Source organism: Micromonospora sp. LH3U1 (assembly GCF_028475105.1).
Classification (GTDB): domain Bacteria; phylum Actinomycetota; class Actinomycetes; order Mycobacteriales; family Micromonosporaceae; genus Micromonospora.
Genome location: NZ_CP116936.1, coordinates 1997854 through 2021017 on the forward strand (window position 1 = coordinate 1997854; position 23164 = coordinate 2021017).

Annotated in this window: 13 protein-coding genes and 2 pseudogenes; 10 read left to right on the plus strand and 5 right to left on the minus strand. The window is 70.8% G+C overall.

Annotated features, from left to right (window positions below):
• Window positions 1-45: 45 nt before the first annotated feature.
• Entirely contained in the window at window positions 46-912 is an 867-nt protein-coding gene (locus PCA76_RS09275) for a helix-turn-helix transcriptional regulator (RefSeq protein WP_272616640.1), read from the plus strand.
• A 192-nt stretch (window positions 913-1104) separates the two neighbouring features.
• On the opposite strand, the pseudogene PCA76_RS09280 reads toward PCA76_RS09275, so the two are convergent.
• Together PCA76_RS09280 and PCA76_RS09285 are read right to left on the minus strand one after the other, a co-directional pair.
• Window positions 1105-1523, minus strand: a pseudogene (locus PCA76_RS09280) (site-specific integrase); the annotation flags it as partial.
• A complete protein-coding gene (locus tag PCA76_RS09285) occupies window positions 1523-1738 on the minus strand; it encodes an excisionase family DNA-binding protein (protein WP_272619268.1) in 216 nt (71 codons plus the stop codon). The pseudogene PCA76_RS09280 and the gene PCA76_RS09285, both read right to left, overlap by 1 nt.
• Window positions 1739-1962: 224 nt before the next feature.
• On the opposite strand from PCA76_RS09285, the gene PCA76_RS09290 reads away from it, so the two are divergent.
• Window positions 1963-2835, plus strand: a complete 873-nt coding sequence (locus PCA76_RS09290) for an SDR family NAD(P)-dependent oxidoreductase (RefSeq protein WP_272616642.1) — start codon at window positions 1963-1965, stop codon at window positions 2833-2835.
• A 19-nt stretch (window positions 2836-2854) separates the two neighbouring features.
• A complete protein-coding gene (locus PCA76_RS09295) occupies window positions 2855-3187 on the plus strand; it encodes a MerR family transcriptional regulator (protein WP_272616643.1) in 333 nt (110 codons plus the stop codon).
• Window positions 3188-3538: 351 nt separating this feature from the next.
• Here PCA76_RS09295 and PCA76_RS09300 read toward each other — a convergent pair whose 3' ends face one another.
• Window positions 3539-4174: a response regulator transcription factor gene (locus PCA76_RS09300; RefSeq protein ID WP_272616644.1), complete on the minus strand. Its 636-nt coding sequence runs from the start codon at window positions 4172-4174 to the stop codon at window positions 3539-3541.
• Between the two features lie 108 nt (window positions 4175-4282).
• Complete coding sequence (locus PCA76_RS09305) at window positions 4283-4948, minus strand: hypothetical protein (protein ID WP_272616645.1); 666 nt, start codon at window positions 4946-4948, stop codon at window positions 4283-4285.
• 139 nt (window positions 4949-5087) lie between these two features.
• Here PCA76_RS09305 and PCA76_RS09310 point away from each other — a divergent pair, with 139 nt between their 5' ends.
• Together PCA76_RS09310 and PCA76_RS32805 are read left to right on the plus strand one after the other, a co-directional pair.
• A complete protein-coding gene (locus PCA76_RS09310) occupies window positions 5088-5576 on the plus strand; it encodes a hypothetical protein (RefSeq protein WP_272616646.1) in 489 nt (162 codons plus the stop codon).
• Between the two features lie 3 nt (window positions 5577-5579).
• Window positions 5580-5879, plus strand: a pseudogene (locus PCA76_RS32805) (WXG100-like domain-containing protein); the annotation flags it as partial.
• Here the strand turns inward: PCA76_RS32805 and PCA76_RS09315 are convergent.
• Complete coding sequence (locus tag PCA76_RS09315) at window positions 5831-6694, minus strand: hypothetical protein (protein ID WP_272616647.1); 864 nt, start codon at window positions 6692-6694, stop codon at window positions 5831-5833. The pseudogene PCA76_RS32805 and the gene PCA76_RS09315 overlap by 49 nt on opposite strands.
• Window positions 6695-7350: 656 nt before the next feature.
• On the opposite strand from PCA76_RS09315, the gene PCA76_RS09320 reads away from it, so the two are divergent.
• The 5 genes from PCA76_RS09320 (at window position 7351) to eccCa (ending at window position 23160) form a co-directional block, all read left to right on the plus strand.
• Window positions 7351-14529, plus strand: coding sequence for a hypothetical protein (locus tag PCA76_RS09320; RefSeq protein WP_272616648.1), 7179 nt, complete (start codon window positions 7351-7353; stop codon window positions 14527-14529).
• A gap of 123 nt (window positions 14530-14652) precedes the next feature.
• The gene (locus PCA76_RS09325) at window positions 14653-15480 is read left to right on the plus strand and encodes a hypothetical protein (protein ID WP_272616649.1); all 828 of its coding nucleotides are present in this window, start codon (window positions 14653-14655) and stop codon (window positions 15478-15480) included.
• A 111-nt stretch (window positions 15481-15591) separates the two neighbouring features.
• Entirely contained in the window at window positions 15592-16392 is an 801-nt protein-coding gene (locus tag PCA76_RS09330; RefSeq protein ID WP_272616650.1) for a hypothetical protein, read from the plus strand.
• Window positions 16393-16426: 34 nt separating this feature from the next.
• Window positions 16427-19135, plus strand: a complete 2709-nt coding sequence (locus tag PCA76_RS09335) for a right-handed parallel beta-helix repeat-containing protein (protein WP_272616651.1) — start codon at window positions 16427-16429, stop codon at window positions 19133-19135.
• An 8-nt stretch (window positions 19136-19143) separates the two neighbouring features.
• The gene (gene eccCa / locus PCA76_RS09340) at window positions 19144-23160 is read left to right on the plus strand and encodes a type VII secretion protein EccCa (protein WP_272616652.1); all 4017 of its coding nucleotides are present in this window, start codon (window positions 19144-19146) and stop codon (window positions 23158-23160) included.
• Window positions 23161-23164: the final 4 nt, after the last annotated feature.

Below are 23164 nucleotides of genomic sequence, written 5' to 3' on the forward strand. Positions count from 1 at the left end.
GGGAGTACCAGTCGCTTCCATCCGTCGACTGCGACAATGGGCTTGATGAGTGCATCAGGAGAGCTGGCAGCGATTCTGCGGGTGTGGCGGGAACGTCTCTCACCGCAGATGGCAGGTATGCCGGCGGCCGCCTCCCGGCGGACCAAAGGACTGCGCCGCGAAGAGCTCGCCGTGCTGGCGTCTGTGTCCGTCGACTACATCGTGCGCCTGGAGCAGGGACGCTCCTCCGCACCTTCAGCGCAGGTGTGTGTCTCGATCGCCCGGGCGTTGCAGCTCAGCGACACCGAACAGGAACACTTGTTCCGTCTTGCCGGGCACGCCACCGGCGGCGGACGAATTAGCCAGATAGTGCCCGCGAGTATTCGCCGACTGGTGGAGCGCACCAGCGAACGCCCCGTGGCCGTCTTCGACGCGATGTGGAACCTTCTGCTCTGGAATTCCTTATGGGCGGCGTTGCCAGGTGACCCCTCCCCGGTGCGCGAAGCTGACCGCAACCTGTTGTGGCTGCACTTCACCAGCCCTTCCGACTGCCACCTGCACGGCCCCGGGAGCGCCGAAACCCTCGACGCCTCCCTGGTCGCCGACCTGCGCCGCAGTGCGGGGCGTTACCCCGACGATCCCCAGCTACAACAACTCGTCGTCCGGCTGAATGAAACAAGCACACAGTTTCGTGAACTCTGGTTGCGTCATGAGATCGACGAACACGGCCCGACCATCAGAAGGGTTGTTCATTCGGAGGTCGGGACCCTTGACTTGGATTGCGACATTCTTAGCACCCAACGCCATGACCTGCGGATCATGATATACACCGCCGAACCTGGCAGCGAGTCCGAGAGCAAACTCGCGCTACTGGGAACCATCGGCCGTCAGCCGGCGCCGGGCTCTTCGGAATTCTCGCTAGCTGAGCCCTGATCCACCGGTGCTGACCGCTGCGGTGCGCTTGGCATATAACGAGAATGCCGCTCCTGAGCAGGCAGGATGTCGATTGCGTCGTCAACGCCCCACTGCCCAGAAGGGACACCTCGTAAGTGAGACCTTCTGATGCGATCCGACCGGTCTTCGATAATCCCAACCTCACCTGCGTCGGGTCGAGGGGCATGTCGTTCGGGCGGCGTCCTTGCCCTGGGCACAGCGATGCGGGTGCGGGCCACCTGGTTGATCCAGGTCTACACGTCCCGTGACTGGAGCCGGTCCAGCCGCTTCGACCCGAGGCCGGGAGCAATCTAGCGGCGGACGAACGCCTCGTAGGTCGCATAGGTCAACGGCGTGCGGTTCGGCCCGGTGATCTCCGACAGCCAGTAGGTGAGGAAGCTGCCAACCGTCGGAACGCTGGTCGCCACCGGCCCGGCCTTGGCCTGCTCATGAAGTTCGATCCACTTGTCGTGGACGGTCTCGCGGGTCTTGCCGTAGACGTACTTGCGGTCACGTCGACCGTCGGGCTTGGTGACCCAGACGTACGCGGCGAAGCCGTTGCGGTAGGGGAAGATGGAGCCTTCGCCGTTGGCTCGTGCACGTCCGGACATCAGGCAGCCTCCTGACGCTCGACCTGCTCGCGGACGTAGTCGTCGACCCATTCGGGGAGGATGCGACGGTACTTGCCGTCCTTGATAGAGCGCAGCTCGCCGGTAGCGATCTTCATCTTGACCTTGGACATGCCAAAGCCAAGAAGGACGGCGACCTCGGCGGGCGAGTACCAGCGCGGAGTGAGATCACGGCTCCGGCGGCCCCGGTAAGCCAGGCTTCGTGGGCCAGTTCTTCCCGGCCGATGCTGGCCTGCCGGCCACAGGACTGCGGGCGGATGCCGGCCGATGGCCCGGGTTACCGCCAGTTCGTAGCGCAGCGACCGAACACTCGCGGTGTCGATCGCGCGTAAGGCTGGTTGTTTACGGTGAGCTCTCGCGAGGTTGAGTGGCTAAGTTTTGGCTTGCCTTCGAGCGCGCTCGAATCCGTAACGTCCGGGTCATGAACACGGCAAGTGGAACCAAGACATGGATCATCACCGGGGCGAGCTCGGGCCTCGGCCTAGCGCTGACCGAGGCTGCTCTGCAGGGGGGCGAGCAGGTGCTCGGGACGGCGCGGCGAGTGGATCGGTTCGATGCGCTGAAAGCGCGCTATGGAGATCGATTGATCGCGGTCGAACACGACGTGCGAGACACCGAAGCGGCTGCCGGGGTCGTGCAGCGCGCGATCGACACCTTCGGGCGCATCGACGTGCTCGTCAACAACGCCGGTGCCGGCCAGGTCGGGGCTGCCGAAGAGGTCACCGATGGCGAGCTGCGGGACATGCTCGAACAGCACTTGTTGGGCCCGGCCGCCTACGTGCGAGCAGCGCTCCCGCACATGCGGGACAACCGCTCGGGCGCGATCGTGCAGATGAGCAGCCAGGGCGGACGGATGTCATTCGCCGCTGTCGGCAGCTACTCGGCCGGCAAGTTCGCATTGGAGGGCTGGTCCGAAGCCCTCGCAAGTGAGGTCGCGCCGTTCGGTATCAGGGTGTTGATCGTGGAACCGAGCCGCTTCCGCACCGAGTTCAACGCATCCGGCGTGCTCCGCGCCGCGCGACAGCACGCGGCGTACGACGAGGTGATCGGTGCGGTGCGTGAGAACATGACCGGGGCCGACGGCATCCAGGAAGGCGACCCCGACAGCGCCGCCGCCGCGATCCGCGACGTGCTCGAAGCCGCGGATGCGCCACTGCGGCTGCCTCTCGGGGCGGAGGCGGTCAGCAACCTCACGCGCGTCTACCAGCGCGCGCTGGACGACCTCCAGCGATGGGCTGCGGTGAGCAGGTCAACGGACTTCCCCGGCATGCCCCCGGCCGTCCGTGCGTTCTAACCGCCCTACCATGTCACCCATGGCAACTGAAGCGCTGGTCAAACGCATCCTTACCACCGTCGACGATCCCTCCACGTCGGTGATCGATGCGGTCCACGGGCTTCTGGACAACTCCACGATCGACGCGTCGGCGGCGCCGAAGAGCGTCGCCGAAGCCGCCGACTTCGTCGGCCTCTCCACGCACACCCTTCGCTACTACGAACAGCGAGGCCTCGTGCTCCCCGCCCGCAACTCCTCGGGCCACCGCGAGTACTCCACCGCCGACTTGCGACGCCTTGTCTTCCTCGCCCGGATGCGCCTGTCCGGGATGACCATGCAGGATCTCAACCGCTACATCGGGCTCCTCGAGTAGGGCGCGAGCACCATCCCCGAACGGCGGCGAATAATGATCGAGCAGCGCGACCGCATCCGGCGATACCTGCGCGAACTCAGCCTCGCGCTGGAGACCACCGAGTACAAGCTCCGCGCCTACGACGGACACCCCGAGGACTGACGGCAGCACTTACCCCTGACCGGCAGAACCCCCCGCGATCAGGTAGCTCGACGACTGACGGGCGGTCCGGGTGATTCAGGTCCGGCACGATCATGGCCTCGAAGCGGGCACGGTGCTGCAGCCCGACCCGCACTTAAGGCGTGTCTCAACGCTGGTCAGAGCCGCTCGGTGATGCCGTCCCCCAATGCAACAGAGCCGTTCTGGCGGACCTCAGGCGGCGGCCCGGCTCAGGGGCTGCTTCTGTTGGTAATGGCCCAGCTCGATCGCGGCACGCGTCAACTCGGCCTTGTTGCTGACGTTGAGCTTCGCGCGAATCCGCTTGGCGTACGTGTTGACGGTCGCCGGTGACAGCCCCATACGGGTGGCGATCTGCGCGTGCGTGAAGCCGGAGGCGATCAAGCGCAGCGTCTCGATCTCGCGTGGCGCCAGGCCACTCGGCTCCTCGCCACCGCCGCGGGCCAGCTCCTCCTGGAAGCGGCCGACCAGCCGGGGGCAGACGTAGAACCCGCCGCCCGCGATGACGTGCAACGCCTCGCGGATGTCCCGCTGCTCGGTGCGGTGGCCAACGCAGCCGCGTGCTCCGGCGCGTACCGCTGTCAACAGGCCGGTGCGCCGCCAGCCGGCGCTGACCAGCGGCGAGCCCAGCGACGCGGCCAGGGAGATCTCCGCGGCGTCGGCGTACTCCGGCAGGTCCAGGACCACGACGTCGTATAGCCCAGCCATCTCCAGGAGCTCCTCGACCGTCGCGACGGCGGCGGTGACGCGCATGTCGGCGGCGTCGGACGCGAGCTTCTCCAGGCCGGCCAGGGAAACGGGCTGCTCCGACACGACGGCGACTTCGAACACCCCGGGCTCCTTCGACTCGGCTACGCCCGCGCTGTCGCGCGGCCGCCCTAAGACGGACGATGTCGGGTCGCGGTTCACGCCGGGGGCAGAAAAGTGCTGCCGAGCGGGTCAGTCCGTGGGCGGTGCGGAGTTGATGTCGGCCGCGGCGTAGATCTGGGCGGTGTTGTTGAGCTTGGCGACGTACTGGCCGACCAGCTCGAGCACGCCACCGACGCCCTGTAGCAGCTGGTACTGGTTGTACTGGATCTGCTCGGTCTGCTCGGGGTGCGGGTCCTTGACGCTCGCGTAGTACTCGTCCGGGCCGGGGGACCACGCGGCGTAGTGGTTGCCCCCGATGGGGTCACCGGCGTGCTTGGAGACCTGAGTGGCCGCATAGCTCGGGGCGTAGAAGATCCAACTGGCCCGCTGCATGACGCTGTCGCGGAACTTCTCGAACTCGTCGATCTCGGTCTGCGTCAGCTTGAGGATTCTGTTCTCGGCGTCGTGGAGATCGCCGGTGCTGACCTGCCAGTCGCTGAGGTCAGGCTCGGGTACCGAGCCGTCGGCGGCCGGCAGCGGCGCGCCCTCCTCGGTGACGGGCTTGCCGTCGCTGTTGACCCATCCACCCTTACCGTCGGACTGCGGGATGTCGCGGCCGTACTGGTCGACCGGATTGCCTTCCGAGTCGACGTAGCCGCCCTTTCCGTCCGACTTCGGCGGCGTGAAGACGATCGAGGAGTCCTTGCCGTCGACGCTGCGGGCCTCCTGCCAGGTCTGCGTGAGATCGACGGGCACGGCGTTGGTTTCCATACCGCACTGTTGCGCGCGGGTGCGGACAGGTTCAACGTCCCTGAAGTGGGGCCTCGAAGACTGGCCGCATGCGCGGCTAGCGTCTCGGCGACGGGGTGGACCAGGACGCAGCAGGGGTGACGAGTTGGCCGATTACAACCTGACGTCGACCGAGATCAACGTGTCACCGCAGACGATGCACCGGTACGCCGCGCAGCACATGAAGGTCGTCATGACCAACCTCGTCGAGCACTGGGACGCCGTCGGCAAGACCTGGGAGAGCCTCAAGCTCGGCTGGATCGGCGACAGCGCCGAGGCCGCTGACGAGTTCAACGCCCGGCTCAAGGACATCCAGGAGCGGCTGTTCGGCGTGCCGAGCGCCGACGGGCAGACCGTCGAGACGCCGGGCCTGCTCGACAAGGTGCGCTCCGGGGTCGTCGTCGCAGCGGCGAACTACAACAACGCCGAGCACTCCGTCACCGACATGTGGGACGCCTTCTGCGCCCAGATGCGGCAGGAGGCTGAAAGCACTGGTGAGAGCGCGCCGCCGCCGAGCGAGGACACCACCCTCGACCCGATCAAGGCGGACTACTCCGCCAACCCCTACCCGTGGCACAAGCCGGAGCAGAGCTGATCCGTGGGCGATTCGAAGGACGGACGTCCGGATCCCGCGGCGCTGCGCCAGCTCGCCAAGGACTGGCGGGCGGAGGGCGACTGTCTGGAAACCCTCGGCGACAACGTGCTGGCCGCCTACAACGACGTCAAGTGGACCGGGTTCGCCAGCCTGTCCGCGGACATCGCGACGAACATCGTCGACGTCAAGCTGCGCAAGATGAAGGAGGCGGCACACGAGTTCGCGAAGTTCCTCGACGAGTACGCGGACAAGGTTCAGGAGCAGATCGACAAGGAGAAGGCCCGTACGATCATCGAGATCGTGCTGGCCATTCTGGGCATCCTGACCATGGGTCTCGGCGCTGTCCTCGGCCCCATGCTCGCGGCCCTCGGCCGCCTGCTGGCCGGCCTGCTCTCCGCCATGAGCCAGGTCCTCGGCAAGATCGTCACCGCGGTCATCGACGTCGCCATCGGCATGCTTGTCTGGGGCTCGCTGCAGGTCGCCATGGAGTTCGGCACGACGGCAGTGGTCTCCAGCATCATGGGCGTGCCCGCCGAGTACACCGCCAGCATCGCGATCAGCACCGTCATCGCCGGTGTCATGGGCGGTCTCTTCTCCATCCGGGGCGTCAACAACGTGCCGGTCAAGGGCCCGGGCGCCGGCGCCAAGCCCGGTCCGATCCCCAATCCCGCACCCACACCCAAGGGCGGCTCCAGCACCGACGTGTCCACGAACGGCACGCTGGTCACCGGGCCGAAGCCGTACCCGAACACCACCGTGGACAGCACCGCGGTGAGCATCGACGGGGTTGGCGCGAGCGCTACCAACATCGCCCCGCCGGTCATCCCCGGCGCCGGCCGCGGCGCCCCCGTCACCGGCGTGGGGGACCAGCGGGTCCACTCCGGCGCAGGTTCGGTGGGCAGCGCCGGGCGTACGGTCGAGCACGCCAACCCGCAGGCCGCCCCCCGCACCGGAGAGACCATCACCACCCCGGCGACGCCGATGCCGCAGACCACCGCCGCCGCGCCCGGTGGCGCCACCACCGGCAAGGCCATCAGCGCGCCACCCGGTCCGGGGAAGGCCGGCACCTTCGAGGTGCAGACCGCCCCTCCCGGCACCGTCGCAAGTCGGCCGCCCACGGTGTCGGGAGCCGACACCCCGCCAGTTGCCAACCTCGATCGCGGCGCCAACCTGGACCGGGTGCCGCCGCGGGTCTCCACTGGTGGCGAGGTCCCCCCGGTCGCGTCGGCGGGCGGCCGCGGCAGCATGGACCTGGGGCAGGTCTCGCCGCTCACGCCCGTGCCGTCCCGTCCCGGCAGTGTCGACCTCACCATCTCCGGGCACGGCGACCTGACCGCGACGCCGCAGCCGAAGACGAGCTTCGCGGGCGCCGACGTCGCCGCCTCGTCAGTCGACACGCACGGGCCGGGCCGTACTGTCACGCCGGACAACCGCGCGGCGGCCATCGCGGGCGGCCGGGATGCGGTGACCGACGTGCCCGCCACGTCCACCGGCGGGAACGTCGTCAACCCGGCCACCGGCCGCCCGGGTGCCTCCGACACGACCCTCACCTCGCCGCATCTGTCCGAGAACGTGCCCGCGGGCACGGCCCCCGGCCCGGCGCGGTCAACGCCACGCCGCCCACGGTGCCGGAGCACGAGGCGGCTGCCGGCGCGCATGCGGCGCGCGGCGGGTCGACTGCCGAAGGGGCGACAACCGGGCAGGGCCGCGGACTGCACTACACGGCGACGAGCGGCCCGCGGCTGTGCCGCACGGCGTCAACCTGCCGCCCGCGATGCGCCCCGGTGCGCTCCCGGACCTGCCCGCCGGCACCCACTTCACCGCGCCGCCCGCGCGCGTGGTCGGTGCCGAGCATCTGCCGTCGGCCACGCCGGGCCGGTTCCCGGACGCCCCCGCGCACGATCCCGGTCGCGGCCCGGCCCCGGTCCGCGATGCGGTGTCGTCGACGCCCGGCAACACCACGGGCATGAACGCCGGGCACGCGACCGCGCCACCGCGCGAGGCCGGCACCTTCGCACCCGGCACCGCGCGGGCCGGCGAGGTCGTTCCGGCCCGCGACATTCCCGCCGGCACCGATGCGCCGCGGCCGGCGGATGCCTCCGCCACCCCGCGCAGCAGCACGGACCTGACGTCGACCGCGGCATCGCCGCGCACGGGCAGCCCGCAACGCGCCACCGACGTCGGCCTGTCCACGGTGCGGCCCGTCGACTCCGGTCCGGACGCCAGCGCGGCGCGTCCGGCCGATGCCAGGACGCCGACCGGACGCGCCGGCTCCGGCCCGCACGTCAGCGCGCCCCGACCGGCCGACGTCGAGGCGTCGACCGGGCGCCCGGTCGAGCCGTCGTCGCGGCCCGGCACGGCCGAGGTTCCGACCGGGAAACCGCCCCGTCGGTCGGTGGCGGAGCCCCCGGTGTCGGAGTCGTCGGCGACGGCGCGGGTCGATGCCGGGCAGGGCAAGTCGTTGGAGGAGCGGTTCGAGGCGTTGGGTGGTCCTGGGTCGAAGGGGTCGAAGGGTTCGGATTCGGCGTCGATCAGTGGGTTGGAGCAGCGTTTGGAGGCGTTGGGTGCTGGCCGGTTCCCGGACGTCCCGGCGCATGGCCCGGGTGCCGGGCAGGGCAAGTCGTTGGAGGAGCGGTTCGAGGCGTTGGGTGGTCCTGGGTCGAAGGGGTCGAAGGGTTCGGATTCGGCGTCGATCAGTGGGTTGGAGCAGCGTTTGGAGGCGCTGGGTGCTGGCCGGTTCCCGGACGTCCCGGCGCATGGCCCGGGTGCCGGGCAGGGCAAGTCGTTGGAGGAGCGGTTCGAGGCGTTGGGTGGTCCTGGGTCGAAGGGGTCGAAGGATTCGGATTCGGCGTCGATCAGTGGGTTGGAGCAGCGCTTGGAGGCGCTGGGCGCCGGCCGGACCGCGGACCTCCGGGCGGATGACCCCGGTCCCGCGCCGGGCAGCGATGGCCGGAGTTCGATGTCGACGCCGGACGCGTTGACTGCGTTGCGAAGCGAGGAGCTCCAGGTCCCGAAGACCGCGCCGAAGGACGCCGAGCTGCCGGAGTTCCCGGCTGTGCCGACCGGCACGGAAAGGCACCGAGAGCTCGTCGAAGACTTCGGCAAAGCGGCCGGGTTGCCGCGGCAGGAGATCGACGAGCTGCTGACGAACCTGGATGCCAGGTACGGCGACAGGGTGCTGAGCAAGGGCACCGATGAGGCCGCGACCCGTGAGCTGATCAAGGACATCGGCGTACGGGCGGGGATGGACCCGAGCGTGGCCCGCGGCTTCGCCGAGCGTGCGACATCACCGAACACCGCCACCGCGCAGGTGTCCCGCGCCGAGTTCCGAGCCGAGATCAGGGCGTTCGCGGATGACAACCGGATGATCGAACGTCTGGTCAACATGCGTGTCGGACGGGCCGAGGACGTCGGCGTCACGATGACGCAGGGCATCCGTAAGGAGCTGACCCAGGCACTGCGGGCCGGCGACGACGCGACATCAGCCAAGATCACCGGTGACCTCGACCGCGCCGTCGAGGCCCGCACAACCATGGCGGAGGCGACGCGCGACAAGTCCGTGGCGGACCTGGAGGGCCGGGTGAAGGAGCTCACTCAGTGGCGCGCGGACCGGGAGGCCATCGCCGCCTCGGACGCCGCCGCGGAGAAGGCCGCCCAACAGAAATTCACCCAGGACTTCCGCGAGGGACCGCTCGCCGAACTCAAGTATCGTGTCGGCGCCGCGGATGGCGCGAGCCCGGCGAAGGCCATGAACCTCCGCTCGCCTGCGGAGCCGACCCGGGTCGAACCGCCGGTGCGGCAGCGACACGACGACATCGTGGCCTCCGAAAAGGAGTGGTCGCAGTACCAGCGGGACCCGCAGGGCGGTGAACCGGAGCTCCAGCTCGAGACGCCACCGCATCAGCGGGAGTTCGACGAGCTGCTGGCCTCGGCCGATGACCTCGGTGCCAAGGCCGGGCTGTCGCCCGCTGAGATCACCCAGATCCGCGCGGACATTCAGGCGCGCTACCGCGAAACCCTTTCGCTGGACGAGGCGAAGCGGACGCTGCTGGAGAACACCGCCGTACGGGCGGGAATGGACCCGGATCGTGCGGCGACGCTCGCCGCGCGCGACATCGACGGTGGCATCAGTGGTCGCCACGCGCGGCAGGTCTACGGCGACGAACTGGCGAAGCTGGCGAACGGCAACCACCTCATCGACCGCTATGTGCGGCTGCTCGACGACGACTTCCGGCGCTTCGGGCTGCCGTTCGACGACGCGGCGCGGGAGCGACTGACGCTCGGGTTGCGGCAGGGGGACGAGGCCGGGGTCAGGGAGGTCACCGACCCGCTGGACGAAGCGCGGACCGTCGCGGACCAGCGTGCGACCCGGATCCGGGACCAGGAGCAAGAGGATCTCCAAGGGCGGCTCGAGGCGCTGGGGAAGCCCAGCGAGCGGCCCGCAACGGCGGCGAAGGTCGAACCGGTGGAGCCCACGACGACGTCTGCGGCGACCCGTACGCCTGAAGAACTCGAGGCCCTGGCTACCGTGCAGGAGGCGTTCCGCCGGGACGTGCTGCCCGAGCTGCACGCCGGCACCACGCTCAAGCCCTCGCCCGGTCCGCGGTCCGAGCCGTCCGTCTCGGACCGCATGGGCCGCACCGACGAGATCACAGACCCGGAGATCCGGGCGCGGGACGAGGAGCAGCAGCGGCAGGTGCAAGAGTTGACGCCGCCGGCAGACGTGTCCGAGCTTCCGGTGCTGCCCACGGTGCCGAACAACGTTGAGAGGCTCGACTCGCTGCGAACCTTCGGCAAAGGGCTGGCCGAGGACGCGGGGCTCGACGACGCCGCCACCACGCAGCTGCTGAGAAACATCGAGGACCGGTGGGGCTCGTCGGTCCTGGACGACACCAGCGCCGCCGCGGCGCGCAGGACGCTGGTCGAGGAGATGTACGGCCGCTACGACCTCACACCGAACAAGGTGCGCACCCAGGACCTCGTCGGCGGTGACGCCGAGCTGCGTGAGCTGGCTCGGGCGGGCTTCCGCGCCGAGCTCAGGTCGGAGCAGGAGACGAAGAGCCTGGGCGACCGGCTCGCCGACCTCACGATGCCGAACGGCTACAACCTCGCCGATGACTTCGTGAACAGCGCCCGGGCCAGGCTGGCGGAGGCGTACCGCTCGGGCGACCCGGACGCGGCCGGCCAGGTGCACCTGGACATCGCGGAGAAGATTTCTGAAATCACGGCGAAGCAGCACGCCGACGAACTGGCTGCGCGGGCGATCCAGCAGACCGAGGTGAACCGGGGCGCCTTCGGCAAGGTGATGGACGACCTCACCGCACGGATGAACGCGGAGGACGTCAAGCCGCTGCCCGGCAAGCAGACCCGGCCCGAGAGCATCCTGCCGGAGGGGCCGGACGACGGCCTCCTCATGGCGAAGCCGCAGCCTCGCGACCCGAACACCACGCCGGCGACCGCGAGTCGTGCTGACGTGCCTGATGATCCGCCGCGGCGCGGGACGGATTCACCGACGCCGGTCGAGCAGGCCGAGAAGAACATTGAGGACCGGAACCTCGCTGCCGCCGCGGCTGAGCGCGACCTGCACGCGGCCGGCCTCGACCCGGACAGCCGATTCCGGGCCGGGGTGGCTGAGTTCCGTACGGCCAATCCTGAGGCGCGCTTCGACGTGGACGCCGTCCGAGCCGAATATGACGCCCGCATCGTCGATGCCTGGCGCGACAAGCCGGAGGCCGACTCGTGGCGCCCTCACGTCGCCGCGGTGGCAGCCGCTCTGCCGCAGATCATCGCGCAGGCCGTCAACGGGGGCGTGCCGACCGCGACCGTCGACGTGGACGAGCCGGTCGTGACTGTCGCCGACGCGGAGTTCTCTGTCACGCTGAACGCGGTGCGGGACCCGGAGTCGATCCCGTCCGCGGTCCGCGACCTGTTGCGGGACCGGTGGATTGGCGACCCGGCGCGATTCGCCCGGGAACTGGAAGCGGCCGAAATGGCCGACGACCTCTTTACCCGTGCGGTGCAGGTGGTGGACTACGACCACGGCCTGGACCTGCCCACAAGCGTGCTGGAAGGGATGCGCCGCACAGTCGTCGCGGATGTCCTGCACCACCACGACGTCATCCGGTACCAGGGCGACGACGCACGCTTCGCCGAGGACGGCGGCCGCGAGGCGGTGTGGGAGGCGTACCAGGACCGGCAGTTCACGAGCATCAAGGCCGACGTGAGCCTGGCGGGGAAGGCCTGGACGGCGGCGCAGAGCGCGGCGGAGCAGTTCCACCGACTGGTCGGCGTCGGCACGGCGGACGCGCTGAATCGGGACCTGTCGGACGTGTCCCTGCGCGCCCTCGGCGAGCGGTTCGCCGCCGAGCAACTCGCCCTGCACGGGAATCACTTCTACGGCTTGGAGGACCTACAGCACCAGGCGTTCCAGGAGCGACTGGACCCGCTGCTGCACCCGGTGGACGAGATCGCGGCGCTGACCGACGCCGAGCGGGCGAGGCGCTGGCAGCAGGAGACGAGTTCCCTGCAGGCGCAGTACGCCCACCGCCTGGAGACGGCCCGGCTGGCCGAGCGGCACCGCCCGGACCTGGTCGGTGACTTCGACACCGTGCTCGCCGAGGCCGTGGCGGAAACCGAGCGCACCGGCGTGGCGACGCTCGACGGGCTGCGCCCGGGAGTGCTCGACGCGTTCCGGGCGGACTTCGTCACCACCGGCCGGCGATGGTTCGAGGAGGTGTTCGGCCCAGCGGTCACGGCGGGTGTGCGCGGGTACGACGCGCTCTTCGTCGACGCCGAGGCCCAGTGGCGCCACCAGTACGAGCACCTGCGCACCAGCATCCGTCAGGAAGCCTTCGTGCACCTGCAGTCGCACCGGCACGACGCCGCGTTGGACGCCGCGGTGGCGAACCACCGGGCGGCGTCCGCGGATGCCGGCCGGGATCCGCTGCCGGAGTCGGCCTACGCGACAGCCCGGGAAGAGTTCCTCGACGCCGCTGAGGCGAAGCTGCGTGCGACGGTGAAGGAGCAGCTCGACCCGTTCGCGAAGAGTCAGGCCGCACACTGGGACGCCGTCGCCGCTGAGATCGAGCGGGATATCGCGCGCTATTTCGACGACGAGAAACTGCGCGAGTACGCCGCCCGCGCCGCGACGGCCGATGCCGACCCGGGCGTCCCGGCCGTGTCCGAGTCGGCGGGGACACCCGGGACCGCCTACGACAGTGCGGCGGGACCGATCCTCGAAGCCGTACGCGCCGGGGTGTCGGCGGCGCTGCACCGCGACGGCCGGGATGTCCCGGCCGACGTCCGCGATCGCATCGCCGGCGAGATCGAGGCGGTGCTGCACGAGGCGGGCACCGCGGCCCGAACGCGCGCCGAGCGGGGCGGCAACACCGAGATCGCGGTCGCGGCGGCCGTCGCCGAGTTGGCCGAGCGTACGGCAGGCCTCGCCGAGTCGGTGCCCGCCCGTCTCCTGCACCATGCGCAGGTCGGCGCCGAGCTGCACCACGCCGAACGTGCCTTCGAGGGCCTGCTGGCCACCCGTGACGCGTTGCCGTCGAGCGTGGTCGCGACGCTGTCGGTCGCCTTCGCGCACGAATGGCTGACCCGCTACGACAGGCTCTTCCGGGGCGGAACGAGCCAGGGTGAGGCCGCCGCGACCGAGACCGGCCTGCGGGATCTCGCAGAACGGGTGCGCATCGAGCTGCCGAACCACGACCTGCTCAGCCCGGCCGCCCTGCGTAAGGCGCTGCTCGACGCGGCCGCGACGCTGCCCGGCGGTTCCGCGGCTGTCGGTTCGGGCCTGTTGCTGCGCCAGCCGGGCGCCCCGCCGGTGAACGGGATGGCCATGGTCGCGGACTCCTTCGTCCCGATTCCGGGGGAGCAGCGTGTCATCGTGGCTCCCGGCGCCGACCTCGCCGGGTTCCTCACCGAGGTCACCGGCCGTGTCACCGACCCCGCACAGCGTGCCAAGATCGTTGTGCATGCCCCGACGGTGCCCGAGGCGGTGCTCTGGACGCTGGGCAACCGCTACGGCGTCACTGTCGCGTACACCGAGCGGCCGACCGACGCGCGGCAGGCCCGTCGGGCGGTGCCGGTCACCGCGGACGGTACGCCGACCCTGCAGCGCTGGGCGGAACACTGGCTCGTCCGCCCGGCCACCCAGGAGTCCCCGCCGCCGTACGGGCTCCGGCAGGGCAGCCGCTCCGGGCTGTTCGAGCTGCCCGAGGGCTGGGTGCTGGAAGACCTGCCGCAGCGGGTGTGGGCACGGCCCGCCGGGTCGCCCGATCCGGAACTCGCCACACGGGTCCGCTCGGGTTCCGAGGGTGGGGACGCGTCGATAGTTGTCGGCGTACCCGGCGTCCCAGTCCCCGAGGCCGTCGCGCGGGCCGGTCTCGACCTCATCGAGCGCCTTCCGGTCGAGCCGGGGCGGCAGGGGGTGCAGTGGCTCAGCCCGCTCCCCGAGGTGCGGCGTCCGGCCGTGCCGATGCTCGAGAGCGCGCCGGAGCTGGACGCGACGTCGGGTGGGCTGTCCGGCGTACCGACAGTCGACACGCACGCCGGTCCGGCTCACGACGCCCTGGCCACGCTCCGGGTCGCGGGTTACGGGGACGCCGCGGCAGCGTTCCTGGCCGAGCCGGACGCGACGGCGCGCGACCTGATACTGCTCGACCTGCTCGGTGCGGGCGACGCCGTCCGCGGGGTCCTGCCGGAGCTCCATCTCGGCCTGGCGAACCCGGATCGCTCCGATGTGGCGCTGGCGGCGGTCCTCGGTTACGCCCAGACGGCGCTGCGCGGCGAGCCGGTGCCGGCCGCCCGGGTCCTAGGCGCGGCGAATGGCCTGTCGGCCGGGACGAAGACCCCGCTGATGAACGCCCTCCTGTCCCTCGCGGGCCCGACGAGCGAGAACCCTGCGGTGCTGGCCCGCTTCGCCGAGCTGGTTTTCGACTGCCGGTGAAGGGGGAGCCCGCGAGGGCGTACCGCCGGGTCCCCCGTTCGCGGGGGTTGGCCGCGCCCCCACGGGCCGCGCGACGATGCGCGGGCCCGTTCACCGGACCGGCACCCGAGGGGGACGAGGAACATGGACAGCATCGACGACGGCGCCCACGTCCATCGAGCGCTGCGGACGGACGTCCCGGCCCTGGGCGAGGTGATGCCACCCGTGCTGGACCTCACGGCCGCGGCCGGGCCGCTGTGGGCCGCCGCCACCGACGACTACGACGAGGCTGCGGTGGCGGCGGTGCTCGCCGCCCCGGGCACGTCCGCGATCTGGCGCTCGTGGCGTTTCGCCGCCGACGCGGCCGGCGGTCCTGGGACCCGCGTCTACGTGCTTGAGGCGGAGGAACCGGAAGCCGCCGCCGCGGCGGTGCGTTCGGCACTGGCCGAGGCAGGCCCTGACACCACCCTGCTGATCGAATTCGCGACCGGCGACCCGGCGCCCCCGGCGGCCCACGCGGCGCTCGGCTCCTCCGCGCTGCTGTGGGCGTTCGACGCCGACCAGCCGGTCCAGGTGGCGCGGGTTTTCGACGGCGTCGACCCGTATGCCGGGCCGTACTTCGACCAGGGGCATCCGCGGCTGGAGGGCCCTGAGCGCGACGCGGCGCTCGGGTTCCTCGAGAGCGGCCAGACGTTGTTGCTGACGCCGCAGACCCAGGACGATGTTGTGGACCCGCAGCGCGGTCCCGTCGTACCGGCAAACTTCCGCACCGACGGCACCTGGATCTGGACCGACGCCGTCGCCTACTACCTGCGCGAGCACGGCATCGCGCCGGACGAAGGGCTGCTCACGCACGCCCGCGAGGCCGGCTTCGTGGCGGCCGAGGCGGGTGCCGTCGGGCTGCACCGCGCGCTGTCGTGCCTGTTCCTGCCACGGAAGGTCGAGCCGGCCGAGGAGGTCGGCGCCGCGTAGCGGTACGGGAGCGGAGAAAAATCGGATGGGTGTGAACCCCCATGCCCCGCGAGCCGTCTCAGTGCGTCACGGACGCCGAGCGAAGCGCGAAAGACCAACATGACTGGACCTGTGAGCACGGATCCCGCGGCCGAGCAGCCGGTGCGCCGGGCGACGGTGGCGGCGCCGCCTGCACCGGAGCATCGGGCGTCGGCAGAGGTCAGCCAGCGGCGCGAGTTCGTTCGCGCGTTCGTGGAGCATGCCGCGGAACGCCCGGCGAGCGAGCGGGTGACCGTACGCCTGCCCACCCTGATCACCGTGACCGCCGCAGTGGCGGTCGGCGCGCTCGTCGTCGGCGTGTTCTGGCACCTCATCCGGCCGATGACCCCGCAGCAGAAGGCGGCGGCGAAGGGCACCACGGTCGCACCCAGCGTCCGGCCGACCGGCATGTTCGACGCGGTGGCCGGCTGGGACTGCGAGGCAGCGGCGGACCGCGGGTTCGATGCCCGTGGCCGAACCGGGGTGTGGCGCACGATCGGCAAGGGTGGCTGGTCGCAGGGCGGCTGCCACGGCACCGCCGTGACGCTGCCGCAGCCCGGCAGCAGGGACGGCCGTGCGGCCACCGGGCAGTCGGCGACCTGGTGGTTCACCCCCGGCCCGAACATCCGATCCTGCGCCGTCAGCGTCTACCTGCCGAAGACCGGCTCGGCGCTGGTCAGTAAGGCGACGTACACGGTCGGAGCCGGCGCGACGGGCACGCCGTTCGCGAGTTTCACCCTCGATCAGGAGGCGAACGCCGGCAAATGGTTCGACGCGGGGACCTATCCCGTGCACCAGAACCAGCTCGCGGTCAGCCTCGACGCCTCGAACACCTCTGGTGCGAGCAACGCCCGTGTGGTGTTCGGACAGGCGCGGGTGAGCTGTGGGTCCTGAGTCCCTCGCCGCGGGAGCCGCCGCCCGTTCGCCCATGACCGGCAAGATTGAACGGGTTTCCACACGTGCGTGGAGTCGGCACAAGACGATCGGCGCGGCCGTGCGGGCCGCCAAGCCCGGTGCGGTGGTCGCGGTCTCCCCGGGCACGTATCGGGAGTGCCTGGTCCTGGACCGCGACGTCACCATCGTGGCCGAGGACGAGTCGGCAACGGTCGAGCTGATCGCGCCGGAGGGACCCGCGGTGCAGCTCCGCGGCGGTTCAGCCACTCTGCGTGGCCTCACGATTCGCGGCAGCCGGACGGGAACCGCCGCCGTGGTGGTCTCGGCCGGCCGCCTTGAGCTGACGGACAGCCGGGTCAGCGGCGGATTCGTCCACGTGGCCGGCAGTTCGGCGGCCAGGCTCAACGGCTGCACGGTCGAGGAAACCTCGACGTGTGCGCTCAACGTGGCAGACGGCGCCCGGCTGGAGGCCTACGACCTGCGCGTCACCAACGTCTCCGGCGTCGCGGTGGCGGCGGGCGGCTCGTCGTACCTGGCGCTGTCCGGCGCGGTGCTCAACGGCATGCGGGGTGTCGGCGTGCGCGTCGGCGAGACCGCCACGGCTGTGCTGGAGCGCTGCGACATCGGCTCGGCCGAGGACGCGGGCGTGGAGGTTCGCGAAAGCGCGGGCCTGCGCCTGCTCGACAGCCACATCCACGACATCGAGGGCGACGGTGTACGCGTCCTGGGCAGCGCCGGCTTCGGCGCCGACTGGTGGCCCGAGCTGCACCCCGGCCGGCCCGACGACCTGACTCCCGCCGAGCCGGGCACGACCGGGGGAGTCGTGGTGCGGCGGTGCGAGATCCGCCGCACCGGAGCCGCCGGCCTCGTGACAGGTGGCGAGTCGGTGACACTCGTCGACGACACGCTGATCGACCGAGCCGGCAGCGCGGGTGTGCTGGCCGCGCACGACAGCCGGGTGGTGGCTCGCTCGGTGCGCGTCACCAACAGCACCCAGACCGGCGTGGCGCTGCGCGACAGCGCCCAGGTGCGATGGCGTGGCGGCTCGCTGACCGGTTCGAAGGCCAACGGCGTCTTCGCGGTCGGCGACAGCCACCTGCAGTTGCGCGACGCGGAGGTGCGCGAGAGCGGCTTCACAGCTGTCCATCTCACCGGGAGTGCGTCGGTGACGCTGCTGGGCGTCGCTGTCGCCACGACCGCCGAGCTCGGCATCCGTGCCTCCGGCCGTTCGGTGCTCTACGCGAAGGGCACCGGCATCGACCGCGCCGACCTCACCGGCGTGCAGGTCGACGACGTGGCCGACGCGGTCCTGCGCGACGTGACAGTCACCAACTGCCGCACAGGTGTTCGCGTGGACACACCGCACCGCCCTCTGCTCGCCGACTGCACCGTGCGCGACATCGCCCTGACCGGCGTGGAGATCGCGACCGGTTCGGCGCCCACGCTGGTGCGTACCACTGTGGCGAGCTGTGGGGCCGCGGGCGTCTTCGTGGACGTCGACGCCGAGCCGGTGCTCGACGACTGCCGGATCGAGACGATCGGCGGCAGCGGTCTCGCGGTGTGGACGGGCGCCCGCCCCACGCTGCGACGGGTGACGATCGCCGACGTCAAGAAGAACGGCCTCTACTTCGGGCCCGGTGGGCACGGCGAGGCGGAGGACGTGACGATTTCGCGTACGGGTTACCCGGCGCTCTACGTCGGCGACGCGGCGGACCCCGTCCTGCGCCGCTGCGTCGTGCTCGACTGCGACGAGGACGTCAGCCTGGGTGAGGACGCCGAGCCCGTCTTCGAGCAGTGTCACAGCGAGCGGGTCGGTTCGGCGGTGTGGCCGGCGACCGCGGAACCAATGCCCGCCGCACCGCAGACCCCGCGAAAGGCACCCGGGGCCGGCACCCCGCCGGAGGCCGAGGCGTCGGAGGACACGCTGAAGCCGCTCCTCGGTCAGCTGGACGAGCTCATCGGTCTGGTCAGCGTCAAGCGGGACGTGGGCACCATGGTCAAGCTGATGCATCTGGTGAAGCGCCGCCGCGAAGCCGGGCTGGCGCCGCCGCCCATGTCCCGCCACCTGGTCTTCGCCGGCAATCCCGGCACGGGCAAGACGACCGTCGCCCGCCTCTACGGCCAGTTGCTGGCGGCGCTGGGCATGCTCACCAGCGGCCATCTCGTCGAAGTCGACCGGGGCACGCTGGTCGGCGAGTACGTCGGCCACACCGCCCCCAAGACGCAGGCCGCGTTCCAGCGTGCGCTCGGCGGTGTCCTCTTCATCGACGAGGCTTACGCCCTGGTGTCCGAGGGACAGAGCAGCGACTTCGGCAACGAGGCAATCTCGACGCTCGTGAAGCTGATGGAGGACCACCGCGAGGAGGTCGTGGTCATCGTGGCCGGCTACCCCGACCAGATGGGCCGCTTCATCGGCGTCAACCCCGGTCTGTCCTCGCGGTTCTCCCGCACGCTGACGTTCGCCGACTACAACGAGACAGAGCTCGTGCAGATCGTCGACAAGCACGCGGGGGACCACGACTACCGGCTGTCGGACGAGGCTCGCGCGCGCCTGACCGAATACTTCAAGACCGTCGACCGCGGTGAGGGCTTCGGCAACGGCCGCTTCGCCCGCAAGGTCTTCCAGGAGATGACCGAGAACCACGCCGGCCGCATCGCCGAGCTCGACGACCCGAGCGACGAGCAGCTGAGCACCCTGGAGGCCGCCGACCTGACCGACGTCGCATTCGACGTCAGAGGCTGAGGAGCCCGATGAGCCGCCTGGCGTTCCACCGGCCCGCCCGGATGCTGCTGCCGCAGCTTCCCTCCCAGCAGGTCACCCTCCCGAACCCGCCGGAGCCTCCCAAGGAGAACCCGGGCAACAACGCGTGGAGCGTCGTGCTGCCGCTGCTGTCCAGCGTCGGCATGGCCGCCTACATGGTGACGTTCGGCAGACCCGCCCTGATCATCATCGGCGTGCTGTTCTTCTTGACCTCCACCGGCGCGGTCATCGGCATGCGGATGTCGCAGCGCAGCGCCAACGGCAAGCAGGCCCGCAGGGCCCGTGTCCGCTACCGGCGCCACCTCGCCCTGGCCCGCGACGAGGCGCGCGAGGTCGCGAACGCCCAGCGCGCGGTTTCGATGCTCGCCGACCCCGACCCGCACCGGCTCTGGTCGATCAGCGCCAACCGGCACCGGGTGTGGGAGCGGCGGCAGAGCGACAAGGACTTCCTACGGGTACGCGTCGGCCACGGCACGGTCCGGCTGGCCACGCCGATGGGCCTGGACCCCGGAATGGATCCGCTCGGCGACTACGACTGGGACTCGTTGCAGGCCGCGCACCGGCTCATCGACCGGATGGGCCACGTCGAGAAGCAGCCGATGATCATCGACGTGGGCCGTGCCGGCGTCATCAGCGTCGTGGGCGACCCGACGCGGACCGACACGCTCGCCCGCGCCATGCTCACCCAGATCGGGGTGCTGCACGCGCCGGACGACGTCACCATCGCCGTCGAGACCTCCGGTGCCGAGCACTGGGAGTGGACCAAGTGGCTGCCCCACACCTTCGAGCCCGACGCGAAGGGCGAGAGCGGCACAGTGTCGCTGGTCGCCGAGGACCCCGAGGTGCTCGGCGCCTTCCTCGCCGGTGAGCTGGCCAGGCGCAATGAGCAGGTGATGAGCCGGCGCAACATGCTCAGCAGCGAGCGCCTCGGGGACGCCAAGCAGCGCCGCCTGGTCGTGCTCTTCACCGGGTTCGCGCCCTTCTCCGACTGGGGCCGCTCAGACCTGATGAACGCCCTGCTGCAGGCTGCCGGCCCGCAACTCGGCATCACCCTGGTCTTCCTCAGCGAGAAGGACCGGGACGAGCCGAGCCGCGTCGACCTGCGGATCCGCTTCGACGACGAGGGCAACATCGTGACCGAGGGGCACCCCGACACGGTGGTCACGCCCGCGCACCGGTGCAAGCCCGACCATCTCACCCCGCAGTTCGCCGAGCTCATCGCCCGCAACCTCGCCCCGCTGCGGCTCAGCGACGAACGGGAGCAGGTGCTGACCCGTACCCGCTCACTCAGCGAGATGGTGCTGGGCACCGACCCCGGCCGCGCCGACCTGACCAGCCGCTGGGTCAAGGCGGGCGACCCGCGCATGCTGCGCGTCCCGATCGGCACCGACGGCGACGGCCAGACAGTCGTACTGGACATCAAGGAGTCCGGCCAGGGCGGTTCCGGACCCCACGGGCTCATCGTGGGTGCAACCGGCTCCGGCAAGTCGGAGCTCCTCCGTACGCTCGTCACCGGCCTGGCGCTCACCCACTCGCCGGAGCTGCTCTCGTTCGTCCTGATCGACTTCAAGGGCGGTGCGGCGTTCGCGCCCCTCAAGGAGCTCCCGCACGTCTCGGGCCTGATCACCAACCTCGCCGACGACGCGGCGATGATCGATCGCGTCCTGGCCGCCCTCATGGGGGAGCAGCAGCGCCGTCAGCGCATCCTGCGCGACGCGGGAAACTTCGACACGGTACGCGAATACCAGATCCGCCGCGCCGCGGGCGCCGCCGGCCCTGATGGGGAAACCCTCGAACCGCTGCCCACGTTGCTCATCGTGGTCGACGAGTTCGGCGAGCTGCTCTCCGGGCGTCCCGAGTTCGCCGAGCTGTTCGTGCAGATCGGCCGGGTCGGCCGGTCGCTGGGCATGCATCTGCTCATGGCCACCCAGCGGCTCGAGGAGGGCAAGCTGCGCGGCCTCGATTCGCACCTGTCGTACCGGATCTGCCTGCGCACGTTCTCGGCGGCCGAGAGCCGGACGGTGATCGGGACGACCGACGCGTACAAGCTGCCGCCGGTCCCCGGGTCCGCGTACCTGAAGGTTGATGAATCGGTCTACCAGCGGTTCCGCGTCGCCCACGTCTCCGCGCCCTACGTCAGCGCGGAGGACCGCCTCGCCAGCATGACCGCGGGCGACACCTCCATCGTGCCGTTCGACCTGCGCTCCGACGCGGTCGTCGTCGAGCGTGAGAGCGACGAGCTTGCGCGGCTGGCCGCCCGGCCCGGCCCCACCGAGTTGCAGGTCCTCGCCGACCGGCTGCAGTCGATCGCCAGCCCCGCGCACCAGGTGTGGCTGCCGCCGCTGCCCGCCGCCCTGGCCCTCGACCACCTCATCGGGCGGCCGGCACCCAAGGCCGGCCGCGGCTACGCCGCCCGCGTGTGGCCGCTCGCCGGGCGTCTCGCCGTGCCGATCGGCCTCATCGACCTGCCACTCAAGCAGGACCAGGAGACGCTGGTCATGGACTTCGGCGGCGTGCACGGGCACCTGGCCGCGGTCGGCGCTCCGCGTACCGGCCGCAGCACGTTCCTGCGCACCGTCATGATGTCCGGGATGCTCACCCACACCCCGGACGAGCTGCAGTTCTACTGCATCGACTTCGGCGGTGGCACGCTGCACCCGTACGCCGCCGCGCCGCACGTCGGCAGCGTGGCCGGGCGCAACGAACCCGAGCTGGTCAATCGCATGTTCGCCGAGATCCGCGGGCTGATCGTGCAGCGCGAGCGGGAAATGCGCGAGCTCGGCGTCGAGTCGATCGCCGAACTGCGCGAGCGCCGCCAGGCGGGGCTGTTGCCCGACGGGCTGCGCATGGCCGACGTCTTCCTGATGATCGACAACTGGGGGGCGCTGCGGGCCGAGTTCGAGAGCGCGGAGGCGTACATCACCGAGATCGCCGCGCGTGGCCTCGGCGCCGGCGTGCACCTGGTGCTGACGTCCGGGCGCTGGAACGACATCCGGCCCGCCCTGCGCGACAGCATCGGCACCCGCATCGAGCTGCGGCTCAACGACCCCACCGAGTCGGACGTCAACCGCCGGCTCGCCGCGAAGATCCCGGCCAACATGGCCGGTCGCGGAGTCAGCGCGCCCGGCGTCTTCTTCCACCTTGTCCTGCCCCGCCTCGACGGCATCGACTCCGTCGACGGGCTGCGGGAGGCGCAGGACGAGGCGCTCGCCAAGATCTCCCAGCACTGGAACGGCCCGGTGGCGCCGCCCGTCCGACTGCTGCCGCAGCGCGTGCTGGTCGACGAGTTGCCGCCGCTGGCCGGTGACGCCGTGCCGATCGGCCTCGCCGAGCACGACCTCTCCCCGGTCGGGCTCGACCTCATGGGCAGCGATCCGCACTTCCTCATCTACGGCGACGCCGGGTCGGGCAAGAGCTCACTGCTGCGCACCTGGCTCACCGGGCTCACCGAGCGGACCTCGCCGTACGACATGCGCGTCGTGCTCTTCGACTACCGGCACGCGCTCATGGACGCCGTGCCGGAGGAGCACCTCGGGGCGTACGCCGGTGACGCCGGAACCGCCCAGGTGTACGTGCAGCAGGTGGTGGAGAAGCTCAAGGAACGCGTACCCCCGCCGGGCATCACCCCCGCGCAGCTGAAGGCGCGCGACTGGTGGGAGGGCACCGAGATCTATGTCGTCGTCGACGACTACGACCTGATCGTCGGCCCGCAGAGCGTGCTCACGCCGTTCCTGCCGTTCATCCCGCAGGCCCGCGAGGTGGGCCTGCACCTGGTCCTCGCCCGCCGCGTCGCCGGAATGGTCCGCACCGGCATGTCCGACACGCTCACCACCCGCATCCGCGACATGGGGTGCGGTGGCCTCATCCTCTCCGGCGACCCCAAAGAGGGCGTCGTCCTCGGCGACGAACGCGCGGCGCAACGGCCCCCGGGCCGCGGCGTGCTCGTACGCCGGGGCCAGCCCAACCGCCTCGTCCAGATCGCAGTCACCGAAACCACCCAGGGGTAGACCC